At 68.0% G+C, this 23,534-nt stretch carries 14 protein-coding genes; 8 read left to right on the top strand and 6 right to left on the bottom strand.

Going from position 1 to position 23,534, the window contains the following annotated elements:
- Nucleotides 1-192: 192 nt before the first annotated feature.
- On the bottom strand, nt 193-2,934 hold the full coding sequence (glnE, locus tag GRX31_RS18435) for a bifunctional [glutamate--ammonia ligase]-adenylyl-L-tyrosine phosphorylase/[glutamate--ammonia-ligase] adenylyltransferase (protein WP_070080730.1): 2,742 nt from the start codon (nt 2,932-2,934) through the stop codon (nt 193-195).
- Nucleotides 2,935-3,067: 133 nt separating this feature from the next.
- Between glnE and GRX31_RS18430 the strand changes: the two genes are divergently transcribed.
- The 4 genes from GRX31_RS18430 to GRX31_RS18415 are packed head-to-tail and all read left to right on the top strand — an operon-like array spanning nt 3,068 to nt 10,788.
- On the top strand, nt 3,068-7,204 hold the full coding sequence (locus tag GRX31_RS18430) for a YhdP family protein (protein ID WP_160854143.1): 4,137 nt from the start codon (nt 3,068-3,070) through the stop codon (nt 7,202-7,204).
- On the top strand, nt 7,201-8,016 hold the full coding sequence (locus GRX31_RS18425) for a carbon-nitrogen hydrolase family protein (protein WP_016454246.1): 816 nt from the start codon (nt 7,201-7,203) through the stop codon (nt 8,014-8,016). The genes GRX31_RS18430 and GRX31_RS18425 overlap by 4 nt, the downstream gene beginning before the upstream one ends.
- Nucleotides 8,013-10,124, top strand: a complete 2,112-nt coding sequence (locus GRX31_RS18420; protein WP_016454247.1) for a two-component system sensor histidine kinase NtrB — start codon at nt 8,013-8,015, stop codon at nt 10,122-10,124. The genes GRX31_RS18425 and GRX31_RS18420 overlap by 4 nt, the downstream gene beginning before the upstream one ends.
- Nucleotides 10,125-10,158: 34 nt before the next feature.
- Nucleotides 10,159-10,788, top strand: a complete 630-nt coding sequence (locus tag GRX31_RS18415) for a response regulator transcription factor (RefSeq protein ID WP_012202778.1) — start codon at nt 10,159-10,161, stop codon at nt 10,786-10,788.
- 5 nt (nt 10,789-10,793) lie between these two features.
- Here the strand turns inward: GRX31_RS18415 and GRX31_RS18410 are convergent, their stop codons facing one another.
- The 3 genes from GRX31_RS18410 to GRX31_RS30595 form a co-directional block, all read right to left on the bottom strand.
- The gene (locus GRX31_RS18410; protein WP_047474560.1) at nt 10,794-12,068 is read right to left on the bottom strand and encodes an amino acid deaminase; all 1,275 of its coding nucleotides are present in this window, start codon (nt 12,066-12,068) and stop codon (nt 10,794-10,796) included.
- Between the two features lie 105 nt (nt 12,069-12,173).
- Nucleotides 12,174-12,872: an OmpA family protein gene (locus tag GRX31_RS18405; protein WP_016454249.1), complete on the bottom strand. Its 699-nt coding sequence runs from the start codon at nt 12,870-12,872 to the stop codon at nt 12,174-12,176.
- Between the two features lie 145 nt (nt 12,873-13,017).
- Nucleotides 13,018-13,188, bottom strand: a complete 171-nt coding sequence (locus GRX31_RS30595) for a hypothetical protein (protein WP_202396636.1) — start codon at nt 13,186-13,188, stop codon at nt 13,018-13,020.
- Here GRX31_RS30595 and mltA point away from each other — a divergent pair.
- On the top strand, nt 13,187-14,371 hold the full coding sequence (gene mltA / locus GRX31_RS18400) for a murein transglycosylase A (protein ID WP_017404060.1): 1,185 nt from the start codon (nt 13,187-13,189) through the stop codon (nt 14,369-14,371). The genes GRX31_RS30595 and mltA overlap by 2 nt on opposite strands.
- 278 nt (nt 14,372-14,649) lie before the next feature.
- Here mltA and GRX31_RS18395 read toward each other — a convergent pair whose 3' ends face one another.
- Both GRX31_RS18395 and GRX31_RS18390 read right to left on the bottom strand, forming a co-directional pair.
- On the bottom strand, nt 14,650-16,410 hold the full coding sequence (locus GRX31_RS18395; protein ID WP_374006324.1) for an MFS transporter: 1,761 nt from the start codon (nt 16,408-16,410) through the stop codon (nt 14,650-14,652).
- Nucleotides 16,411-16,569: 159 nt separating this feature from the next.
- A complete protein-coding gene (locus GRX31_RS18390) occupies nt 16,570-17,073 on the bottom strand; it encodes an Lrp/AsnC family transcriptional regulator (protein ID WP_016449368.1) in 504 nt (167 codons plus the stop codon).
- Nucleotides 17,074-17,261: 188 nt separating this feature from the next.
- Here GRX31_RS18390 and GRX31_RS18385 point away from each other — a divergent pair, with 188 nt between their 5' ends.
- The 3 genes from GRX31_RS18385 to secD all read left to right on the top strand — a co-directional run bounded on the left by GRX31_RS18385 (nt 17,262) and on the right by secD (nt 23,525).
- Nucleotides 17,262-20,843 (top strand): indolepyruvate ferredoxin oxidoreductase family protein, encoded by a 3,582-nt coding sequence (locus tag GRX31_RS18385; RefSeq protein WP_016454251.1) that lies wholly within the window; start codon nt 17,262-17,264, stop codon nt 20,841-20,843.
- A 332-nt stretch (nt 20,844-21,175) separates the two neighbouring features.
- On the top strand, nt 21,176-21,511 hold the full coding sequence (yajC, locus tag GRX31_RS18380; protein WP_016449366.1) for a preprotein translocase subunit YajC: 336 nt from the start codon (nt 21,176-21,178) through the stop codon (nt 21,509-21,511).
- Nucleotides 21,512-21,602: 91 nt separating this feature from the next.
- Nucleotides 21,603-23,525, top strand: a complete 1,923-nt coding sequence (gene secD / locus GRX31_RS18375) for a protein translocase subunit SecD (protein ID WP_016454252.1) — start codon at nt 21,603-21,605, stop codon at nt 23,523-23,525.
- Nucleotides 23,526-23,534 lie beyond the last annotated feature (9 nt).

Genomic DNA, 23,534 nt, shown 5'->3' with positions numbered 1-23,534 from the left:
TGAAATTCGGTCTGGATACTCTCTCTCAACAAGCTGTTCAATAGATGAGCTACTTTTGCAGAAGTTCCAGGGGTCGTGGGCAGGAAAAATGTAACATTTTGAGGATGCCCGCGATCCTGCTGTAGGCCAATTTCCACGGATGCTGAAGTGAAGGCGTTCGCAGCCGCAAGCCGCCTTCTTTGCTTCACATCGTCAAGCCGCAACGGCGTTGGCGAAAACCGCATCCCACAAGGCCTTGACGGGCGCACTCAGCGGCTCGGCCTGCCCTGGGACCAGCTGTGCCGAGCGCTCATCCAGCCGTGCCACGTGCTGCAGGCGGCGCAGCTCGCGGTAGGCCCGGGCCGCCTGCTGGCCTACGCCGGCCGGGATCAATCCTGCCTGTTCGGCGCGCTGCAGCAACGCGATATTGCCGAGGTTGGCCATCAGTTCCGGGTGCGAGGCCGATTGCGAGAGCACGAGGTACTGGACCGCGAATTCCACATCGACCATGCCGCCCGGGCTGTGCTTGACATCGAACAGGCCGCCGCGCACCGGATGGGCGCCGCGCACGCGTTCGCGCATGGCGACGATTTCGTCGCGCAGCGCCGAGGCGTCGCGAGGCGCGGTGATCACAGCCTCGCGCACGGCATCGAAGCGGGCCTGCAGATCGTCACTGCCCAGCACGAAGCGCGCCCGCGTCATGGCCTGGTGCTCCCAGGTCCACGCCGTGTTGCTGCCGCGCTGCTGCTGGTAGTTGGCATAGGAGGCGAAGCTGGTCACCAGCAGGCCCGAGTTGCCGTTGGGGCGCAGCGCGGTGTCGATCTCGAACAGGTCGCCCTCGCCCGTCTTGACGGCCAGCCAGTTGATGAGCTTGCGCACAAAGGCGGCATAGATCTCGGAGGCGTGTTCGTCTTCGTCATCGAAGACGAACACGATGTCCAGGTCGCTGCCGTAGCCCAGCTCCTTTCCGCCCAGCTTGCCGTAGCCGATGATGGCGAACTGCGGCGACTCGCGGTGGCGGTTCTTGAGCCGGCTCCAGCACCAGCTGGCCGTCACCCGCAGCACGCAGTCGGCCAGTGCGCTGAGATCGTCCGCCACCTGCTCGACCGTGATGCGGCCTTCGATATCGCGCGCCAGCGTGCGAAAGACCTCGGCATGGTGGGCGCGGCGCAGCAGGTTCAGCAGGGTTTCGTCATCGTCCTCGCCCGTGGCCTGCAGCGCGGCCAGGCGCAGGGCCAGCTCATGCTCGAAGTCCATGGGCGAGAAACGCTCGCCCAGCATGGCTTCGTTGGCCAGCTCGTCGATCACGCCCGGGTGCTGCTGCAGGTAGCGCGCGGGCCAGCGTGCCGCGCCCAGCAGGTCCAGCAGCCGCTCGTGCACGGCGGGGCGCTCCAGCAGCAGGGCCAGATAGCTTTCACGGCGCAGCAGCGGCTCCAGCCAGTTCAGAAAGCGCAGCGCGGCGTCTTCGGGCACGCTGCGCTCGGCCACCCATTGCGCCGTGCGCTGCACGAGTCGAAACAGCCGGCCGCGCGCCTCGTCGCGCAGGTTGGCGATGCGGGCATTGCCGCGCCAGTCGGCCACATGGGCGGCCAGGGCTGGCGGCAACTGCTCCATGAGGCCGTCTATCTCGCGCGGCGTGCCCTGGGCGGGGCTGCGCGCGCCATTGCAACGGCCCGAGCCGCACTGAGGCTGGGCCGAGCCGCCCAGCAGGGTGTCGAATTCCTCGGCCACCTTTTCGCGATGGGCATCGAGCTGGTGCAAAAAGGCGCAGGCATCGGCAAAGCCCATGGTGCGCGCAATCCATTCCAGGTCATCGTCGCGGGTGGGCAGCACATGGGTCTGCTGGTCGTCCAGGTACTGGATACGGTGCTCGACACGGCGCAAAAAGGTGTAGGCCGAGCCCAGGGCGTCGGCCACTTCCTGGCTCATGAGGCCGGCGCGCGCCAGGCGGCCCAGCGCCTCCAGCGTGGGGCGGCAGCGCAGTTCGGGGAACTGGCCGCCACGCACCACCTGCAGCAGCTGCACGGTGAATTCGATCTCGCGGATGCCGCCGCGCGAGAGCTTGACGTCATTGGAGCGGCCCGGATGGCCCGCGCTGCGCCGCGCCGCATGCTCGCGGATCTGGCGGTGCAGCGAGCGCAGCGCATCAAAGACCGCGTAGTCCAGGTAGCGGCGAAAGACAAAGGGCAGGACCACGGCACGCAGCGCCTGCACCTGCTGGGAGCGCACGCAGTCCATGGGCGCCACGACGCGGCTCTTGAGCCAGGCAAAGCGCTCCCACTCGCGTCCATGGGTCTGCAGATACTCCTCCAGCGAGGCCAGCGAGACGGCCGAAGGCCCCGAGTTCCCGTTGGGACGCAGCGCCAGGTCCACGCGGAAGACAAAGCCGTGCTCGGTGGTGTCGCCGATCAGGCCGTAGATGCCCTTGACCACGCGCGCGAAGTACTCGTGGTTGGAGATCACCCCGCGCCCATCGGGCAGGCCGGCGGTGTCGCCGTCCTGCTCGTAGACGTAGATCAGGTCGATGTCGCTGGAGACGTTGAGCTCGCGTGCGCCCAGCTTGCCCATGCCGATGATCCACAGCTGCACGGGCCGGCCGTCGGGGCCTTGGGGCGCGCCATGGCGCGCGTCGAGCTCGGCGCGCGCCTGGATGCAGGCGCGCTCCAGCGCCAGCTCGGCCAGCTCGGTCACGGCGCGCGTGACCACGGCCAGCGGCGCCTGCTGCTCGCAGTCGAGCACCATGGTGCGCTCCATGACCAGCTGGCGCAGCACACGCAGCGCAGCCGACAGGTCCAGGCCACGCTCCAGCAGTGCCGCCAGGGCCTGCTCCATGGACGCGCGCTCGGGCGGACCCGGCGGCAAGAGGCTCAGCTCGTCGCCATAGCGACGGTGCAGCCGTTGGTGAAAACGGGAATAGGCGGCCTGTGCGGGGACATTCAAGGCCGTACCTGCCATTGCGTGAACTGAGGATTGCATACGGAACGCGAAAGAAGCGGCCACTCACGCGCAGAGGGATTGCAGCAACCCTTGGTTACCGCCCAGGCCCTGAGGGCGCCGGTCATAATTCCCGTCATAGCTGATGCCGCCGATGATCGAACCGAAACCGCACCCCACACGCCTGACCCGTTGGATGGCCGGCCTTGCGCGGTGGTCACTGGGGCTGGTCCTGGCCTTCTGGCTGGTCCTCGCCTCCGTGTGGGGGGTGCTCCATGGCTGGATTGTGCCGCGAATCGGCGAATGGCGTCCTCAGCTGGAATCCCTGGCCTCACGCACGCTGGGCCTACCGGTTCGCATAGGCAGCATCACGGCCCGCAGCGAGGGATTGGTCCCCCGCTTCGAGCTGGGCGACGTGGTGGTGCAAGACCCCGAACATTCGGCAGACGCCCTGCGCCTGCCCAGCGTGGTGGTCGCCGTTTCGGCACGCTCGCTGATGCGCCTGGGCGTGGAACAGATCTACATAGACCGTCCTGAACTCGTGGTGCGCCGCGCGGCCGATGGCCGAGTCTTCGTGGCCGGCATCGAGATCAGCCCTTCGGCCGGCGGGGACAATGCCGCCGCCGATTGGCTGTTTTCGCAGACCGAACTGGCGCTGCGCGGCGGCAGCCTGCTGTGGTTGGACGAACTGCGCCAGGCTCCGCCGCTGGCCTTGCGCGATGTGGACCTGGTGCTGCGCAACAAGGGCTGGGGCCACGGACTGCGCCTGGATGCCACGCCGCCCGAGGGCTGGGGCGAGCGCTTCATGCTGACCGGCCTGTTCCGCGAGCCGCTGCTGTCCACGCACGAGGGCAACTGGCGCCGCTGGAGCGGCCAGGCCCATGCGATGTTCACGCAGATCGACCTGTCCCAGCTTGGCCAGTACATAGACATCTCTGGCTTGCGCCTGCAGCAGGGCCGGGGCGCGCTGCGCGCCTGGATAGACCTGCGCCAGGGCCAGCCCGTGGGCGCCATGGCCGACGTGGCCGTGAACGCGCTGCAGCTGCAGTGGCGCGAAGACCTGCAGCCGCTGAAGCTGCAGGCCCTGACGGGCAGGCTGAGCGTGCAACACCAGGACGGCTGGCGCTTCGCTGCGCAGAACCTGGAATTTTCCACGGGCGACGGCCTGCACTGGCCGGCTGGCAATCTGCGCGCGCGCTACAACCCCGCCGGCGCCAGCACGCAGGGGGCGCTGGGTGAGCACGGCGAGTTCCAGGCCGATGGCATTGACCTAGCCATCCTCGCCCAGCTGGGCCAGCGCCTGCCGCTTCCAGAGCAGGTGCAGCAGCACCTGGCCGATCTGGCACCGGCCGGCCGTCTGCACCAGTTCCAGGGAAGCTGGCGCGGCCCGCTGGAGTCCTTGCAGCAGTACAAGGCCAGTGGCGAACTGCAGCAACTGTCGATCAACGGCGTGGCATCGTCCGAAGGCCCCGCGGCGCCGGGCATGCCCGGCCTCAAGGGCCTGAACGCGCGCTTCTCGCTGGACCAGGACGGCGGCCAGGCCCAGCTGGAGATGGAGGGCACAGAGCAGCGGCCGGCGTCGCTGTCGTTCCCCGGCGTGTTCGAGGAGCCCGAGATCCCGCTGCACCGCCTGCAGGCCAGCCTGCGCTGGCAACTGCGCGGCCAGGCCATCAGCGTGCAGGTGCCCAGCCTGCGCTTTGCCAACGACGACACCGAAGGCGAGGCCCGCGCGCAATGGCATACCGGCGACGGCAGCGACAGGCAGCCGCGCTTTCCCGGCGTGCTGGACCTGCAGGGCCAGTTGCGCAACGCAGACGGCACGCGCGTGCACCGCTACCTGCCGCTGGAGATTCCCGCCGACGCGCGCCACTATGTGCGCGAGGCCATACACGCCGGGCGCGCGAGCACGGTGAACTTCAAGGTGCGCGGCAACCTGGACCACGTACCGGCCGACAAGCCCAGCCAGGGCGAGTTCCACATCGCGGCCAAGCTGCATGACGTGCACTATGAATATGTGCCGCCCCATCTGCTCACGCATGGCGAGGCGCCCTGGCCGGCCCTGGTCGATCTGTCCGGCGAGCTGGTGTTTGACCGCTCCTCCATGGCCGTGCGCAATGCGCGCGGCCAGTTCGCCGGCTATCCGCAGCTGCAGATGCGCGACATCCAGGCCAGCATTCCCAACCTGGCCCACACCGAGGTGGCCGTCACCGCCAAGGGCCAGGGCCCGCTGGCCGACATGCTGGGGGTGGTGAAGACCTCGGCCCTGTCGGCGCTGACCGGGCACGTGCTGGACGGCAGCGAGGCCACGGGCGCCGCGCAACTGGCCCTGCAACTGCAATTGCCCATCGACCATCTGGACCGCAGCAAGGTGTCCGGGCAGGTCACGCTGGCGGGCAACTCGCTGCAGCTCGATGACGAGACACCGCACCTGAGCCAGCTGCGTGGCGCCGTCAAATTCTCCGACACCGGCTTCTCGCTGGTCGGCTTGCAGGCGCGGGCCCTGGGCGGTGAGCTGCGTGCCGATGGCGGCATGCAGGCGCTGGCGCGCAATGCGCCAGCCACCGAATCGTCCGTCAAGGTGCGGGTGCAGGGCACGGCCACGGCACAGGGGCTGCGCGATGCCAGGGAACTGGGCTGGGTGGCCGACCTGGCCCGCCATGCCGAGGGCCAGTCGCCCTATTCCCTGCTGCTGAAGGTGCGCCGTGGCACGCCCGAAATCCAGGTCCAGTCCAGCCTGCAGGGCATGCGCATCAACCTGCCGGCTCCGCTGGGCAAGGCCGCCGAGTCCATCCAGCCGTTGGTCGTGAGCCACCAGCTCGCGCCTGCCAGCTTCGCCGCGCCCGATGCCCCGCTGCGCGACCAGATCAGCGTGCAACTGGGCGACACGGGCTCGGTCTTCTATGAGCGCGACATCAGTGGCAAGCACAGCCGCGTGCTGCACGGCAGCATCCTCATCGGCCAGGAAGCGGGCACCGCCCCCACTTCGGGCCAGGGCGTGCAGGCCCATGTGCAGTTGCCGCTCTTCAATATCGACGACTGGCTGGCGCTGGCGCCGCAGTCCAACGGCACCAGGCCAGAGCCCGCCGACGCCGCCACGGACCCTGCGCGCGAATACCTTCCCGATCGGCTGAGCCTGCGCGTCAAGCAACTGCAGGCCAAGGGGCGGCAGCTGCACGATGTGGTGGCGGGCATTTCGCGCGATGGCGGCTCGTGGCACAGCAACCTCACCTCCCAGGAGCTGGATGGCTATGTGGGCTTTCGCGAAGGCACGGACGCCCAGCCCGAAGGGCAACTGGTCGCCCGGCTGTCCCGCCTGACGGTGCCGGAGGCCAAGTCCGAACGCGTGGACGCCCTGTTCAACGAAGGGCCGCGCCAGCTGCCGGCGCTGCAGATCGTGGTGGACGACATGCACCTGTCGGGCCATGCGCTGGGCCGCCTGGAGGTCGAGGCCCGCAACCGCCCAGTGCCCGGCAACGCGGCGGCACGCGAATGGCAGCTGTCGCGCTTCAACATTTCCACGCCCGAGGCCACGCTGACGGCCAACGGCCAGTGGCGCCTGCCCCAGGGGCAGTCCGAGCATCCGGGGCGCAGCCAGCTGCAGTTCCAGCTGGACCTGCGCGACGTGGGCAAGCTGCTCACGCGCTTTGACATGCCCGGCGTGGTGGGCAATGGCAAGGGGAGCCTGCAGGGCTCGGCGGGATGGACGGGCTCGCCCATCACGCCCGATTTCCGCAGCCTCTCGGGCTCCATGCACCTGGATGTGCAGACCGGCCAGTTCCTCAAGGCCGAACCGGGCCTGGCCAAGCTGCTGAGCGTGCTCAGCCTGCAGGCGCTGCCACGCCGGCTGACGCTGGATTTCCGCGATGTCTTCAGCAACGGCTTTGCCTTCGACTTCATGCGCGGCGACGTGCAGATCACCGATGGCGTGGCGCGCACCAACAACATGCAGATGAAGGGCGTCAACGCCGCCGTGCTGATGGAAGGCACGGCAGACCTGGTCCAGGAGACGCAGAATCTGCACGTGGTGGTGGTGCCCGAGATCAACGCGATGACCGCCTCCCTGGTGGCCACGGCCATCAACCCCGTGATCGGCCTGGGCAGCTTTCTGGCGCAAGTGCTGCTGCGGGGCCCGCTGATTGCGGCAGCCACCAAGGAATTCCGCATCGACGGCAGCTGGGATGATCCCCAGGTCACTGCCTTGCCGCGCCGCCGGGCCGCAACGCCCTCTGACACACCGTCGCGCACGCCCTCCACCACCACCGAGTCAGCCCCTTCAGGAGAGAACCCATGAAAATCGCAGCCCTGCAAATGGTGTCGGAACCCGATGTGCGCGCCAACCTCGACCAGGCCATGGCCCTGCTGCGCCAGGCGCGCGAGCAGGGAGCCGAACTCGCGGCCCTGCCCGAATACTTCTGTGCCATGGGCCTGCGCGATACCGACAAGCTGGCCTACCGCGAGAGCTTCGGCCAAGGCCCCATCCAGGACTTCCTGGGCCGCGCCGCGCGCGAGCTGCAGCTGTGGATCGTCGGCGGCACCCTGCCCCTGGTGGCCGATGACGATGCCCACGTGCTCAACAGCTCGCTGGTGTTCTCGCCCCAGGGCGAATGCGTGGCGCGCTACGACAAGATCCACCTGTTCCACTACGACAACGGCCGCGAGCGCTACACAGAGGCCGCCGTGGTCCAGGCCGGCCACACGCCCGTGACCTGCGACATCACCTCGCGCGAGGGCGAGTCCTGGCGCCTGGGCCTGAGTGTGTGCTACGACCTGCGCTTTCCCGAGCTGTACCGCCGACTGGCCGAGCAGGGTGCCGACCTGCTGCTGGTGCCCGCCGCCTTCACCCACATCACGGGCCTGGCCCACTGGGAGGTGCTGCTGCGCGCCCGCGCCATCGAAAACCAGGCCTACCTGCTGGCGCCCGCCCAGGGCGGCCACCATGAGAACGGCCGCCGCACCTGGGGCCACAGCCTGCTGGCCGACCCCTGGGGCATGGTGCTGGCGCAGCAGGCCGAGGGTGCCGGCGTGGTGCTGGGCGAGATCAAGCGCGAGCGCCTGGCGCATGTGCGCCGCCAGTTGCCGGCCCTGGAGCACCGCGTCCTGTGAATCCGCTGCACCTGTCCACGCCCGCCCCTGCCGAAGGCCGCTGGCCCTGGCGCCGCTGGCGCACTGCCTGGCGGCGCTGGTCGCTGTGGAGCCTGCTGGTCGCTTTGGTGGCCAGCATGCTCATCACCATGGTCTGGCTGGCCGGACGCTATGAGGCCTCCCAGGTCCAGGACAAGCTGGAGCGCGACACCGCCAATGCCGTGGCAGACATACGCGCCGCCCTCAACCGCAACCTGCAGGACCTGCAGGCGCTGAACGCGCCCGACAACGACCCTGCCGAGTGGAAGACCCGCGCCGCCGAGCTGCTGCAGGTGCGCCGCGAGCTGATGCGCATCGAATGGCGCGATGCGGGCCTGCAGATCCGCTCCCATGCCGAGACGCCCTACCGCAACGTGCAGTGGGAAGACCAGCTGCGCACGCAAAACACCCATCCGGAGGCCGTGCTGACCTGCACCCACGCGCGCCGCCTCAACGGCCCGGCCTACTCGCCCAGCTACTTCCAGCTGCTGGCCGAAGGCCTGGGCACGGAGATGATGGAGGTCTGCCTGCCATTGACGCAAAGCGGCCACATCATCGGCTTTGTCATCGGCACCTACAGCCTGCAAAGCCTGCTGATCACCCAGGTCAGCAAGAACCTGCCGCGCACCCAGGAAGTGTCCTTCACCGAGCCGGACGGCACGCGCCTGGCCCTGCTGGGCGCCTCCTGGCGCGGCACGCGCATGTTCACGGCGCAGCAGCTCCTGGACCTGCCGGGCAGCACACTGGTGCTGCGCATGGACAGCTGGCACCGCGCGCCCAGCGTATTCCCCAACGTGCTCACGGCCCTGGTGACGCTGATGTCCATCGCCCTGGTGTCCGTGGTCGCCGTGCTGGTGCGCGACAACCGCCGACGCCTGCGCGCCGAGCGCGATCTGGGCGATGCGCTGGCCTTTCGCAAGGCCATGGAGGACTCGCTGGTCACGGGCCTGCGCGCGCGCGATCTGCAGGGCCGCATCAGCTATGTGAACCCGGCCTTCTGCAGCATGGTGGGCTTCACGGCCGAGGAACTGCTGGGACTGAGCATTGCGCCCTACTGGCCGCCCGAGCGCGCCGAGATCTACGCGCGCCGGCGCGACAGCCGCCTGTCCGGCAACGCCCCGCCGCCGCGCGAGGGCCATGAAAGCATCTTCATGCGCAAGGACGGAACGCGCTTTCCGGTGTTGATCTTCGAGGCGCCGCTGATCAATGCCCAGGGCCAGCACACCGGCTGGATGAGTGCCTTCATCGACATCAGCGAGCAAAAGCGCATGGAAGAGATCTCACGCGCCTCGCAGGAGCGCCTGCAGGCCACGGCCCGCCTGGCCACGGTGGGCGAGATGGCCTCGCTGCTGAGCCATGAACTCACCCAGCCGCTGGTGGCCATCTCCAGCTACGCCACGGGATCGCTGAACATGCTGGGGAGCGACGATGGCACGGGCACAGGTGCAGGTGCGGGCAGCGCCATCTCGGACCATGAAGCCCGGCTGCGCCAGCAACTGCAGGACCTGCGCATGGCCATGGAGCGCATCAGCTTCCAGGCCGACCGCGCAGGCCGCGTGATCAAGAGCGTGCGCGATTTCGTGCGGCGGCGCGACCAGTCCCGCGAAGTCATAGGCGCCGCCGAACTCATAGACGCCGTGCTGCCGCTGATCAGCCTGCAGGCACGCAACCTGGGCGTGCGCGTGACCACCGACATCGAGCCCGGCCTCCCGCCCGTGCTGTGCGATCCGACCATGATCGAGCAGGTGCTGCTCAACCTGGCGCGCAACGGCATGCAGGCCATGGACTCGCCCGAGACCATGGAGCGCGAGCTGCAGCTGCGCGTGCGCCGTGCGGCCGCCAGCACGCGCCGCAGCTGGGTGGAGTTCGCCGTCATCGACTGCGGCACCGGCATTCCCCAGCATGTGGCGGAGCAACTGTTCACGCCCTTTTTCACCACGCGCAACGAGGGCATGGGCCTGGGCCTGAGCCTGTGCCGTACCGTGGTCGAGCAGCATGGCGGCCACCTGCAGCACAGCCCCCACAGCCCGCGCGGGACCGTCTTCGCCTTCACGCTGCCGGCGCACAGCCCTGCGCAGGTGCAGGCATAGATGGCACCAATGGAACAAATGGAACAATAGGCCCATGGAACCTGTACCCGACGCCACCGTCTACATCGTCGACGACGACACCGATGTCCGCGAAGCGCTGGCCTGGCTGCTGCGCTCGCGCCGCCTGCTCAGCGAATGCTATGACAGCGCAGAGGCCTTCGACGCCATGCTGCAGTCGCGCCCACCGCCACGCAATCCCTGCTGCCTGCTGCTGGACATGCGCATGGGCGGCATGAGCGGGCTGGCGCTGTTCAACCTCATGCTGGAACGCAACCAGATCGCAGGCATGCCCGTGATCTTCCTGACCGGCCATGCCGACGTGCCCACGGCCGTGGACACCGTCAAGCGCGGCGCCTTCGACTTCTGCGAAAAGCCTTTCTCGGACAATGCCCTCGTGGACCGCATCGAACAGGCGCTGGAACTGTCGGCCCAGCACCAGGCCGAAACCCGTGCGCGCGAAGCCGTGCGTGCACGCTTCAACGAGCTGACGGAGCGCGAGCGCGACGTGATGCGCCTGGTGGTCGAGGGCATTCCCAACAAGCTCATCGCCGACCAGCTGGACATCAGCGTGCGCACCGTCGAGGTCCACCGCGCGCGCGTCTTCGACAAGATGCAGGTCAAGTCGGCCGTTGAACTGGCCAACCTGCTGCGCACACACGGCTGACCCCTTCAGAAATACGTGGCAATCACGTCCACCACGTCATAGCGGTCATTGACGACGGCCAACTGCCGCCATTTGTCAAAGGTCAGGCAGGGGTGGGAGATGTCGAAGGCCAGCATGTCGCCTATGCGCAGGCCATCGTCCTCGGCCACCTTCAGGAAAGCATGCTGGTCCATCATGGCCGTGACCTCCCAATGGGGCGGTGTGGCCACCGGCGCGGCATCACCGGGGCGGTAGCGCAGCGCGGGCCGGGGCGGCACGGCCTCGAAGGCGGTATCGCGCTTGCCCAGCGCCACGATGGCGCGGCCGGGCTCGGGCAGCGACTGCACATAGGCCCAGACCTGCAGCGCAGGCTGCAGGCTGGCACGCATCTGCTGCGCCACGGGATTGGTCTGGTCGATGCGCCGCTGCGCTGCCTGGTAGATGCCCGCGTCATGCGTGAGATAGCAGCCCGGGCGCAGCACCAGATCCAGCGGACCGCCGATGTCGGCCTTGCCGAACTCCTGGGCCACCACGTCATACCAGGCCGAGCCGGCGCCAGTGAGCACGGCCGGGCTGCGCTGCAGCCGGCCCTCGCCCGCCAGCCGCTGGAGCCAGTCCACGGCGCGCCGCAGCAGGGTGCGGATGGGTTCTTCTTCCTTGAGGACGCCCTCGTAGACCTCGATCCCGGCCAGTCGCACGCCGGCACCGGCCCGGGCCAGCGCGTCCAGCAGCGGCTGCATCTGCGCATCGGAGCGAACGCCCGTGCGCCCGCCGGGCGGGCCCAGTTCGATCAGCACCTGCACGGACCGGCCCGCTGCGCCAAAAAAGGCGGCCAGCTGCTCGACCTGCTCGGCACAATCGACCAGGCAGAAGAACTCGAAGCCGGGATCGGCCAGCAGCTCGGCCACGGCCGCCATGTTGCGCCGGCCGATCAACTGGTTGGCCATGAGCACGCGGCGCACGCCATGGGCATGGGCCACGCACGTCTGCTGAGCGGTGGCCAGCGTGATGCCCCAGGCGCCCGCGTCGATCTGCTGGCGGAACAGGCGGGGCGCCATGGTCGTCTTTCCGTGGGGCGCGAGCTGGGCGCCGTAGGCATCCACAAAGCGCTGCATCCAGGCCAGGTTGTGCGACAGGCGCGACTGCGACAGCACGGCCACCGGCAAACTCAAGTCTTCCCGCAGCAGATTCCACCCCTGCGCGGCAGCGTCCTGCGGCGCGCAGGGGGCGGACAGCGCGCCCAGGCCCTTGTCGAGCGGGCTGACCACGTCGGCCGCGCCCGCTGTGCTTGCTTCACTCATACGACTCCCCATTGATGGATGGGAGCCAGCATAGGGCAATGCCGGTGCCCGCCCACGCAAAAACGCCCCGCGTTGCGGGGCGTTGCATCTGGCACAGAGCCCGGGTCAGCGGGGCTGCTGGTACTGCGGCTGCTGTTGATACTGAGGCTGCTGGTGCTGCTGCGGGATCTCGCCCACGAAGATCTCCACGCGGCGGTTCATGGCACGGCCGCTGGCCGAGTCGTTGGAAGCCACGGGCTGGTGCGAGCCACGGCCTTCGGTGGCGATGCGGGCGCCCGAGACGCCGCGCATGGTCAGGTAGTTGCGCGTGCTGTTGGCGCGGTCCAGCGACAGCGGATTGTTGATGGCGTCAGAGCCGGTGCTGTCCGTGTGGCCGATGATGCGCACCTCGGCATTGGGGTTGTTGCGCAGGCCCTCGGCGAAGCGGTCCAGGATGGGAGCGAAGTTGCCCTTGATGTCGGAACGGTTGGTATCGAACGAGATGTCGCTGGGAATGTCGAGCTTGAGCTGGTTGTCAGCCGTCTGGCTCACGTTCACGCCCGTACCCTGGGTGGCCTGCTCCATCTCGCGCTTTTGCTTTTCCATGTTCTGCGACCAGATGTAGGTACCCAGTGCACCCACGCCAGCGCCGATCACGGCACCCGTGCCGGCCCTGCCGCCGGTGACGGCGCCCAGCACGGCGCCGGCTGCAGCGCCCACGCCAGCGCCCGTGGCCGTGCGGCGCTGGGTGTCGCTCATGTTCGCGCAGCCGGAGATGAACAGTGCGGCCGCCGTTGCGGCGGCCAGAACGATGTGCTTGCGCATTGGAAACTCCTTTTGAATCTTGGGAACGCACCGTGCGGTAGCGCCAGGGTCCCCATTGTGGAAAGCAGGCTGCGCACAGCCTATCAGTGCGGGCAGGGCATACCCGTAGGACGGCGCCCGCTCCGCGAGGCTGCCTCCACGGCCGTCACGGGCCGCTGCGATCCTGCCCGGGAGAGGGTTTGTCTGGAGACGGATGCGAATCCCGTGGCGTGTCCACGGGCAACTCGCCCTTGCGGCGTCCGGAGAACATGGTCCACCACACAATAACGACCAGAATCACCAAGGCCAGCAGTGCTTCGAGCAAAATCAACCCCATGAATTTCCACCTCCTGCGCCATGCCGCGATGGCGCTGATTGTAGGGACGCTGGTCGCCTGCACGACCACCACCAAGCCGGTCTACGACCCCTCGCCCGTACCCGATCTGCAGCCGGGCGGCTCTCCCGCCGTCACGCCCAGGCCCCCGCTGGTCACCAACACGCCCACCAAGAGCCGCTGGATCGCGGCCGACTGGAGCGAATTGCCCGGCCTGCAGGAGGACGCGCTGCACGAAGCCTGGAATGCTTGGCTCAAGAACTGCGAACGACCCAGTTCGGTCTTCGCAGGCCTGTGCCGCGATGTGCGCCAGCTGAGCATCGCCACGGGCGACGAGCAGCGCGCCTGGCTCATGGCCAATCTGCAACCCTACCGCATCGAGGCGCTGGGCGGCGGCCCGGACGGCATGCTGACGGCCTACTACGAGCCGCTGTTCGAGGCGCGGCGCCTGCCCGGCGACGGATTCAACGTGCCGCTGTACAAGACGCCGGCCGGCGCCGGCTTCGGCAGCCGCAAGCCCTGGTTCTCGCGCCAGCAGATCGAGACCCTGCCAGAGGCCCAGGCGGCCCTGGCAGGCCGCGCCATCGCCTGGCTGCGCGACCCCGTCGATGCGATGGTGCTGCACATCCAGGGATCGGGGCGCCTGAACATCACCGAGCCTACAGGCGCGCAACGCACGATCCGCGTCGCCTTTGCGGGCACCAATGACCAGCCCTACAAGAGCGTGGGCCGCTGGCTGCTGGACCAGGGACTGGTGCGCGACGCCACCTGGCCCGGCATCAGCGCCTGGGTGGCCGCCAACCCCGGCCGCGTCAATGAAATGCTGTGGAGCAACCCGCGCTACGTCTTCTTCCGTGAGGAGCCGCTGGAAGGCCTGGACCTGCAGTTCGGCCCCAAGGGCGCCCAGGGCGTGGCCCTGACGCCAGGCCGCTCCATCGCCGTGGACAAGCAGAGCATCCCCTACGGCACACCGGTCTGGCTGTCCACATCCGGGCCCACCGTGGCGCTGAACCGCCTGGTCTTCGCCCAGGACACGGGCAGCGCCATCGTCGGCGCCGTGCGCGCCGACTACTTCATGGGCTGGGGCCCCGAAGCCGGCGACCTGGCAGGCCGCATCAAGCAGAACCTGCGCCTGTGGGCCTTCTGGCCGCGCGCCCTGGCGAGCCAGGCACCGCACTTGAGGTGACCCCCTGAGCGGCTACGCCGCTTCCCCCTCTCTACTCGCTTCGCGAGGGAGGGGGACGACAGCCTCGCTGCGGGGCGGCCCTTGCTCGCTGCCCCCCGCTTTGGGGTGCGCCGGTTTTATCCTTTGCGCCAAGGCTCGCCACGCATGGCACAAGGCCAGCGCAGACACACCTCTATCCACTGTCCCTCGCTCTGGCGCGGCCCAACGCCAGGGGCGCCGAGCAAGAGCCGCCTCGCGGCGAGGGCGCCGTCCCCCCCAGGGGGAAGGCGCGCAGCGCCTCAGGGGGTATCAAAATACCTCGTGACGCGCGGCGGTTCCTTGCCCTTGTGATACGCCAGCTTGCGGTCGCGCAGCGCCACGTCGGCGGCGGTGACGCGGTCGAAGCGGCGAAGGTGCTCGGTCCATGACTCGTCGATGATCTGCTCCACGTAGCGCTCCGGGTGGCTCATGCTGTGCAGCAGGCTCCAGCCCAGCGCGCCCTGGCGCATGCGGCTGCGGCGGCTTTCCTGCATGAGGGCGCGGAAGGCCTCGGCCTGGGTGGGGTCGATCTGGTACTCGATGGTGACGACCACGCGGCCGGCTTCGGGGATGTTGACCTCGGGGCGCTGGAAGGCCTTGGAGGGGCTCAGGTCCTCCTCGATCTGGCGGTCGCGCACCAGGCGCTGCACCAGCAGCATGCAGGCCACGCCGCTGGCGGCCGCCACCATGAGGCTGCCGCGCACGCCCACCATGCTGGCCACCTGTCCCCAGAGCGCGGCGCCTGCAGCCGTGCCGCCCATGATGGACATCTGGTAGATGGACATGCCGCGCGCCCGCACCCAGTTGGGCAGGGCCATCTGGGCCGAAACGCCCAGCACGTTGGCCGTGGAGATCAGCGCCATGCCGGCCAGCATCATGGCCGGCACCGCCATGTAGACATTGGGCGACAAGGCCACGGCCAGCGTGGCCAGCGCATGCACGGCAGAGCCCGACCGGATCAGCCTTTCCTTGGACATGGCCTGGCGCAGGCGCGGCAGGAACATGGCGCCCACGATGGCGCCCGCACCCATGGAGGCCAGCAGCAGCGTGAAGGTCTCGGCGCCGCCCCCGCCTTCGGTCGGGCCGTGCAGGCGCTGTGCCACCAGGGGCAGCAGGGCCATCACCGCCGTGCACTGCAGGAAGAAACACACCGTGCGCGCCAGCACCGCATGCATGCGCGGCGACTCGCGCACGAACTGCAGGCCCACGCGCATGGCCGAGGGCAGGCGCTCGCGGCCCAGCGGGTTGGCCACGTGGCGGCGCTTCCAGCGGATCAGCACGATGCCCGAGATGACGGACAGCACGGCATTGAGCACGAACACCCAGGCACTGCCCAGGCTGGCGATGATGGCGCCTGCCACCAGGGGGCCGATGATGCGCGAGGCGTTCATGGCCACGGCATTGAGCGCCATGGCCGAGGGCAGGTGGTGCTTGGGCACGAGTTCGGGAATCAATGCCGAGAACACGGGCCAGCGCATGGCCAGGCCGATGCCGTTGGCAAAGGTCAGCACCAGCAGCCAGTGCGCCGTCATCCGGCCCGAGAGCACGAACAGGCACAGCACCAGGGCCACGGCCGCCACCCAGAACTGGGTGACGATGAAGTAGCGGCGCCGGTCCAGGATGTCGGCCAGCGCACCGCTGGGCAGGCCCAGCAGGAAGACGGGCAGCGTGGAGGCCGATTGCACCAGGGCCACGAGCACGGGCGAGGTGGTCAGCGAGGTCATGAGCCATGCCGCCGCCACATCGTTCATCCACATGCAGGTATTGGCCGCCATCCAGATCAGCCAGAGCATGCGGAAGGTGGGGCCGGACAGCGGCGCCCAGACGCCCTGCTGGGCCTGGGCCGTCTTCTGGCCTTCGGCCTCGGCGGCCGCCCTGTCGGCAGCGGCCATGCCGGACGGGTCCTCGAGCAGGGTGCCCGGCGCCCCCGCTCCCGAGGGCTCGGCCGGGGGCTGGGTGGAAGGCTCGGTTTCTGAGGCGGGTGGCTGGGCGGGGTCTGGTGTTGATTGTTCTGCGGCCATGTGTCCCGATTCTCGGGCCAAACGCGGGGTGGCGCCAGAAATGGTTGCCTTACTAATAACCACGATCACCACCTTGTACGACAACCGTTTTTCGCTCCTGTTACAGGAGCACACTGTCGCTTCGGCGCGACCTTCATAGGCCAGTCCGCCGGCCTGCGGCTACTGGCCCGGCAGTCCCTGGCCCGCCATGGGTCCCAGCTGGGACAGCGGCAGCGCATGGCTGGACTTGATCTCGCCCAGCGAGAAACTGGTCTGCATGTCCTTCACGTTGGGCAGGTTCAGCAGCGTGTTGCGCGCGAACTGCGCAAAGCTGTCCAGATCGCGCGCCACCACCTGCAGCTCGAAGGTGCCGGTGCCGCTGATGTAGTGGCAGGTGACCACCTCGGGCAGCTTGCGGATGGCGTCCTCCATCTCCAGCGTCAGCGTGCCGGCCGTGCGCACGGCATCGAGCCGCACGAAGGCCAGCACGCCCAGGCCGATCTTGTGACGGTCGATGTCGGCGTGGTAGCCGCGGATGAAGCCCGCTTCTTCCAGCGCCCGCACGCGGCGCCAGCACGGCGCGGCCGACAGGCCCACGCGCTGGGCCAGCTCGGCATTGGTCAGGCGCGCGTCGGCCTGCAGGTGGCCGAGGATGGCAATGTCGAATTTGTCCAAAGTTTGCACAAAACACCATTTTCAAGAAAGATCCTTGCTCAGGATACTTGAAACAGCGCAAAGAAAGCAAAGACCTATCAGACGAGCACGAATACACTGAAAAAAGGCGATTTGGTTCAGACAACGAGTGCCGTGCATGCCTCTTTCCCGTTCCGGGCAGGACATGACAGGGCGCCGACCATCGATGGAGACAAGCCATGAATGCCCCACTGCCCGAAGACGTGCGCCGCGCCCTGGAGACGGTCACTCTTGACGACAAATACGCTCTGCAGCACGGCCGTGCGTTCATGAGCGGAGTCCAGGCCCTTGTGCGCCTGCCCATGCTGCAGCGCCAGCGCGACGCTGCAGCGGGCCTGAACACCGCAGGCTTCATCAGCGGCTACCGGGGCTCCCCGCTGGGCGGCTATGACCAGGCGCTATGGGCCGCGAAAAAGCACCTCGAATCCAACAACATCGTCTTCCAGCCCGGCGTCAATGAAGAGCTGGGCGCCACGGCCGTCTGGGGCACGCAGCAGCTGGATCTCTATCCCGAGACCAAGAAGTTCGACGGCGTCTTCGGCCTGTGGTACGGCAAGGGCCCGGGCGTGGACCGCTGCTCCGACGTGTTCAAGCACGCCAACATGGCGGGCACGGCCCGGCACGGCGGCGTGATCGCGCTGGCCGGCGACGACCACATCAGCAAGAGCAGCACGGCCGCCCACCAGAGCGACCACATCTTCAAGGCCTGCGGCACGCCGGTGTTCTTTCCCAGCAATGTGCAGGACATCCTGGACATGGGCCTGCATGCCTTTGCCATGAGCCGCTTCTCGGGCCTGTGGTCGGGCATGAAGACCATCCAGGAGGTGGTCGAGTCCTCGGCGAGCGTCTCGGTGGAGCCGGACCGCGTGAACATCATCCTGCCCGAGGACTTCCAGATGCCGCCCGGCGGCCTGCACATCCGCTGGCCCGATGCGCCGCTGGAGCAGGAGCAGCGGCTGATGAACTACAAGTGGTATGCGGCCCTGGCCTATGTGCGCGCCAACCGGCTCAACCACAACGTGATCGAGGGCCCCAACGACCGCTTCGGCCTGATCGCCAGCGGAAAGGCCTACAACGACATGCGCCAGGCCCTGGCCGACCTGGGCCTGGACGACGACACCTGCCGCCAGCTGGGCATACGCGTGCACAAAGTCAACGTGGTCTGGCCGCTGGAGGCCACCATCACGCGCGACTTCGCGCGCGGCCTGCAGGAAATCCTGGTGGTGGAGGAAAAGCGCCAGGTCATCGAATACCAGATCAAGGAAGAGCTGTACAACTGGCGCTCCGACGTGCGGCCCAACGTGGTCGGCAAGTTCAGCGATGAGCACGGCGGCGAATGGTCGGTGCCCAATCCCAGCCAGGACTGGCTGCTGCGCCCCAATGCGGACCTGACGCCGGCCCTCATCGCGCGCGCCATCGTCCAGCGCCTGACCAAGATCGGCGTGCCCGAACACATCGCCCAGCGCATGCACGAGCGCATTGCCGTGCTGGACGCCCGCGAGGCCGCGCTCAAGGTGGCCCAGAGCCAGCCCACGGGCGACCGCGTGCCATGGTTTTGCAGCGGCTGCCCGCACAACACCAGCACCCGCGTGCCCGAGGGCAGCCGCGCCGTGGCCGGCATCGGCTGCCACTACATGACGGTGTGGATGGACCGCTCCACCAGCACCTTCACGCAGATGGGCGGCGAGGGCGTGACCTGGGTGGGCCAGGCGCCCTTCACCAAGGACGCCCATGTCTTCGCCAACCTGGGCGACGGCACCTACTTCCACAGCGGCCTGCTGGCGATACGCCAGAGCATCGCGGCCGGCGTGAACATCACCTACAAGCTGCTGTACAACGACGCCGTGGCCATGACGGGCGGCCAGCGTGTGGGCGAGCGGCCCGAGGGCCATTCGGTGCTGCAGATCATGAACAGCCTCAAGTCCGAAGGCGTGGCCAAACTGGTCATCGTCACCGACGAGCCCGCCAAGTACGACGGCGTGGCGCTGGCCGAGGGCGTGACCGTGCACCACCGCGATGAGCTTGACCGCATCCAGCGCGAGTTCCGCGCCCTCAAGGGCTGCACGGCCATCATCTACGACCAGACCTGCGCCACCGAAAAGCGCCGCCGCCGCAAACGCGGCACGCTGGCCACGCCCGACAAGACCGTGGTCATCAACGAGCTGGTCTGCGAGGGCTGCGGCGACTGCTCGGTGCAGTCCAACTGCCTGTCGGTCGAGCCGGTGGAGACCGAGTTCGGCCGCAAGCGCCGCATCAACCAGAACACCTGCAACAAGGACTACTCCTGCGTGAAGGGCTTTTGCCCCAGCTTCGTCACCATCGAAGGCGGCCAGCTCAAGAAGCCCAAGAAGGAGAAGAAGGGCGACCTGTCCATGCTGCCCGCCATCCCGGAGCCCGTGCTGCCGGTGGCCGAGCAGGCCTGGGGCATTGTGGTGGCCGGTGTCGGCGGCACGGGGGTGATCACCATCGGCTCGCTGCTGGGCATGGCGGCCCACCTGGAGGGCAAGGGCGTGATCACCCAGGATGCGGCCGGCCTGGCGCAAAAGGGCGGCTCCACCTGGAGCCACATCCAGATCGCCAATCGTCCCGAGGCCATCTACACTACCAAGGTGGACATGGCCAAGGCCGACCTGGTGATCGGCTGCGACCCCATCGTCACGGCCACGCCGACCACCATGTCCGTGATGCAGCCGGGCCGCACCTTCGTGGCGCTCAACAGCCATGGCTCGCCCACGGCAGCCTTCGTCACCAACCCTGACTGGCAGGCACCGGACGACCGCTGCGCCAGCGCACTGGCCCAGGCTGTGGGCCCCGAGCTGCTGGGCAGCTTCGACGCCGAGCAGGTGGCCGTGCAGCTGCTGGGCGACAGCATCTACACCAACCCGCTGATCCTGGGCTACGCCTGGCAAAAGGGCCGCGTGCCGCTGTCGCATGCGGCGCTGATGCGTGCCATCGAACTCAACGGCGTGCAGGCCGACAACAACAAGGCCGCCTTCGAGTGGGGCCGCCGCTGCGCCCATGACCTGGCTGCCGTGCGCGCCCTGTTCCAGACGGCCCAGGTGATCCAGTTCGTCAAGAAGCCTTCGCTGACCGAGATGGTGGCCAAGCGCGTGGACTTCCTCACGGCCTACCAGAACGCCGCCTATGCGGCCGAGTACCAGGCCTTCGTGGACAAGGTCCATGCCGCCGAGCGCGCCGTGGCGGGCTCGGGTACGCGCCTGTCGCAAGCAGTGGCCCGCTATCTGTTCAAACTCATGGCCTACAAGGATGAGTACGAGGTCGCGCGCCTGCACACCGATGCGGCCTTCAGCCAGCGCATCGCCAGCATGTTCGAGGGCGACTACCGCGTGGTCCACCACCTGGCGCCGCCGTCGTCGGCCGCCAAGGACGAGCAGGGCCATCTGGTCAAGAAGTCCTACGGTCCCTGGATGCGCAAGGCCATGCAGGTGCTGGCGAAGATGAAGGGCCTGCGCGGCACGGCGCTGGACCCCTTCGGCCGCACGCAGGAACGCCGCACCGAGCGCGCACTGATCCAGGAATACCGCCAGTGCATAGAAGGACTGCTGTCCGAGCTCACGCCCGAGCGCCTGGCGCTGGCCGTGGAGATCGCCAGCATTCCCGAGGACATCCGCGGCTACGGCCACGTCAAGGAGCGCAACCTGGCTGCGGCCCGCACCAAGTGGAAGGCGCTGATGGCACGCTGGAACGCCCCGTCACGGGGCGCGGGCAGCACGGGACAGCCCGCAGTCGGCGTGGCCTGAAACCACACGGACAGCCCCGCCACAAGGGCGTCCTGTAAGATCGCGGCCGCCGCCCGTACCGTGAGGTGCGGGCGGCGCGGTTGCCTCCGGGGCCGCTTCAAGTGCCGTCACGCCGGGCGCAAAAACCACGAAAAACCGCGCTCCGCCCCTTTAAAAACGGCAGATGGCCGCCAGTTGCAGCCATCGTCGCCGAAAAACCCGCAGCAGCCAGATCCTGGCAGCCCATGTGGGTCAGGGCTGACGCATACAATGCTCCGTTCTCCTGCGCGGGCCCGTGCATATCGGCGTGCGCAGCGACCCTTTTTCGACCTTCCAATCCTGGAGTCTTGCCCGTGTTTATTTCTTCCGCTTTTGCCCAGACCGCACCCGCAGCAGCAGCCTCCGGTGGCGACTTCATGTCGCAGTTGATGGGCATGGCGCCTCTGGCGCTGATGTTCGTGGTGCTGTACTTCGTGATGATCCGTCCGCAGATGAAGCGCCAGAAGGAGCATCGCTCCATGATCGAGGCACTGGCCAAGGGTGACGAAGTGGCAACGGCCGGCGGCATCATCGGCCGCGTGACGCGCATGTCCGAGCAATTCCTGCACATCGAGATCGCCTCGGGTGTGGAAGTCCAGATCCAGCGCAGCGCTGTCGTCCAGGTGCTGCCCAAGGACACGCTGAAGTAAGCGCTGTCCCTGTCTTGCGGGTGTGCGGACCGCGCAGGCGGCAGCACACCCTTTTGTGCGTTGCTGTCTACAAAGAGCGAAGAGCGCGATCATGAACCGATATCCGGTCTGGAAGTACGCGATCATCGTGATCGCGCTGCTGGTAGGGGTGCTCTACACCCTGCCCAATTTTTTCGGTGAGGCGCCTGCGGTGCAGGTCTCCTCGGCCAAGGCCACCATCAAGGTGGACAACGCCGTGCTGCAGAAAGTCGAAGAGGCCTTGAAGGCTGCCGATGTCAAGCCCGACGTCCTGTCCATCGAAGGCACCTCGGTGCGCGCGCGCTTCAACACGCCCGACGAGCAGCTCAAGGCCAAGGACGTGATCCAGAAGGCCCTGATCCCCGATGCCAACGACCCGGCCTACATCGTGGCCCTGAACCTGGTGTCGCGCTCGCCGCAATGGCTCACGGCCGTCGGCGCCAAGCCCATGTACCTGGGGCTGGATCTGCGCGGTGGCGTGCACTTCATGCTGCAGGTGGACATGGCCGCCGCCCTGACCAAGAAGGCAGACTCCTTTGCCGGCGACCTGCGCAGCTCGCTGCGCGACAAGAACATCCGCCACGGCGGCGTCTCGCGCAACGGCAACACCGTCGAGATCCGCGTGCGCGACGAAGCCATGCTCACGGCCGCGCGCAACCTGGTCTCCGACCAGTTCCCCGATCTGGCAGCCACCTCCGAGCCGGATGGCGCAGGCTTCAAGCTGCTGGCCTCCATCAAGCCCGAAGCCCTGCGCAAGGTGCAGGAGCAGGCGCTCAAGCAGAACATCGTCACCCTGCACAACCGTATCAACGAGCTGGGCGTGGCCGAGCCCGTGATCCAGCAGCAGGGCCTGGACCGCATCATCGTGCAACTGCCCGGCGTGCAGGACACGGCCAAGGCCAAGGACATCCTGGGCCGCACGGCCACGCTGGAAGTGCGCCTGGTCGACGAATCCTCCGAGGCGCGCGGCGCCGAACTGGGTTCGGGCCCCGTGCCCTTCGGCTCCGAGCGATACCTGGACCGCAACGCCCAGGCCGTGATCGTGCAAAAGCAGGTCGTGCTGACCGGCGAGAACCTCACCGACGCACAGCCCGGCTTCGACAGCCAGACCCAGGAGCCCACGGTCAACCTGGTGCTGGATGCCAAGGGCGCACGCATCTTCAAGGACATCACGCGCGAGAACGTGGGCAAGCGCATGGCCATCATCCTGTTCGAAAAGGGCAAGGGCGAGGTCGTGACGGCTCCCGTGATCCGCACCGAGATCGGCGGCGGACGCGTGCAGATCTCGGGCCGCATGACCACGGCGGAAGCCAACGACACGGCCCTGCTGCTGCGCGCCGGCTCGCTGGCCGCGCCCATGGAGATCATCGAGGAATACACCATCGGCCCCAGCCTGGGCGCCGACAACATCAACCGCGGCATCCACTCCGTGGTCTGGGGCCTGGTGGCCATCGCGGCCTTCATGTGCGTGTACTACCTGCTGTTCGGCGTGATCTCCACGGTGGCGCTGTCGGTCAACGTGCTGCTGCTGCTGGCCATCCTGTCCATGCTGCAGGCCACGCTGACCCTGCCCGGCATCGCCGCCATGGCGCTGGCGCTGGGCGTGGCCATCGACTCCAACGTGCTGATCAACGAGCGCATCCGCGAGGAACTGCGCGGCGGCGCCTCGCCGCAGGCGGCCATCCATGCGGGCTACGAGAACGCCTGGCACACCATCCTGGACTCGAACGTGACCACGCTGATCGCGGGCCTGGCGCTGCTGGCCTTCGGCTCCGGCCCGGTGCGCGGTTTCGCCGTGGTGCACTGCATCGGCATCCTGACCAGCATGTTCTCGGCCGTGTTCTTCTCGCGCGGCCTGGTCAACCTCTGGTACGGCCGCCGCAAGAAGCTCAAGAGCATTTCCATCGGCCAGGTCTGGAAGCCTGAAGACACCAGCCAGCTGCGCTCGGTGACGGCCAAGGGATCCAGCGTCGCCGATTCCGGCGCCAACAACTGAAAGGGGGAA

It is taken from the genome of Delftia sp. CH05, from assembly GCF_009827015.1.
Taxonomy (GTDB): Bacteria; Pseudomonadota; Gammaproteobacteria; order Burkholderiales; family Burkholderiaceae_C; genus Comamonas; species Comamonas tsuruhatensis.
This window is presented reverse-complemented; position numbering and strand designations above follow the sequence as displayed.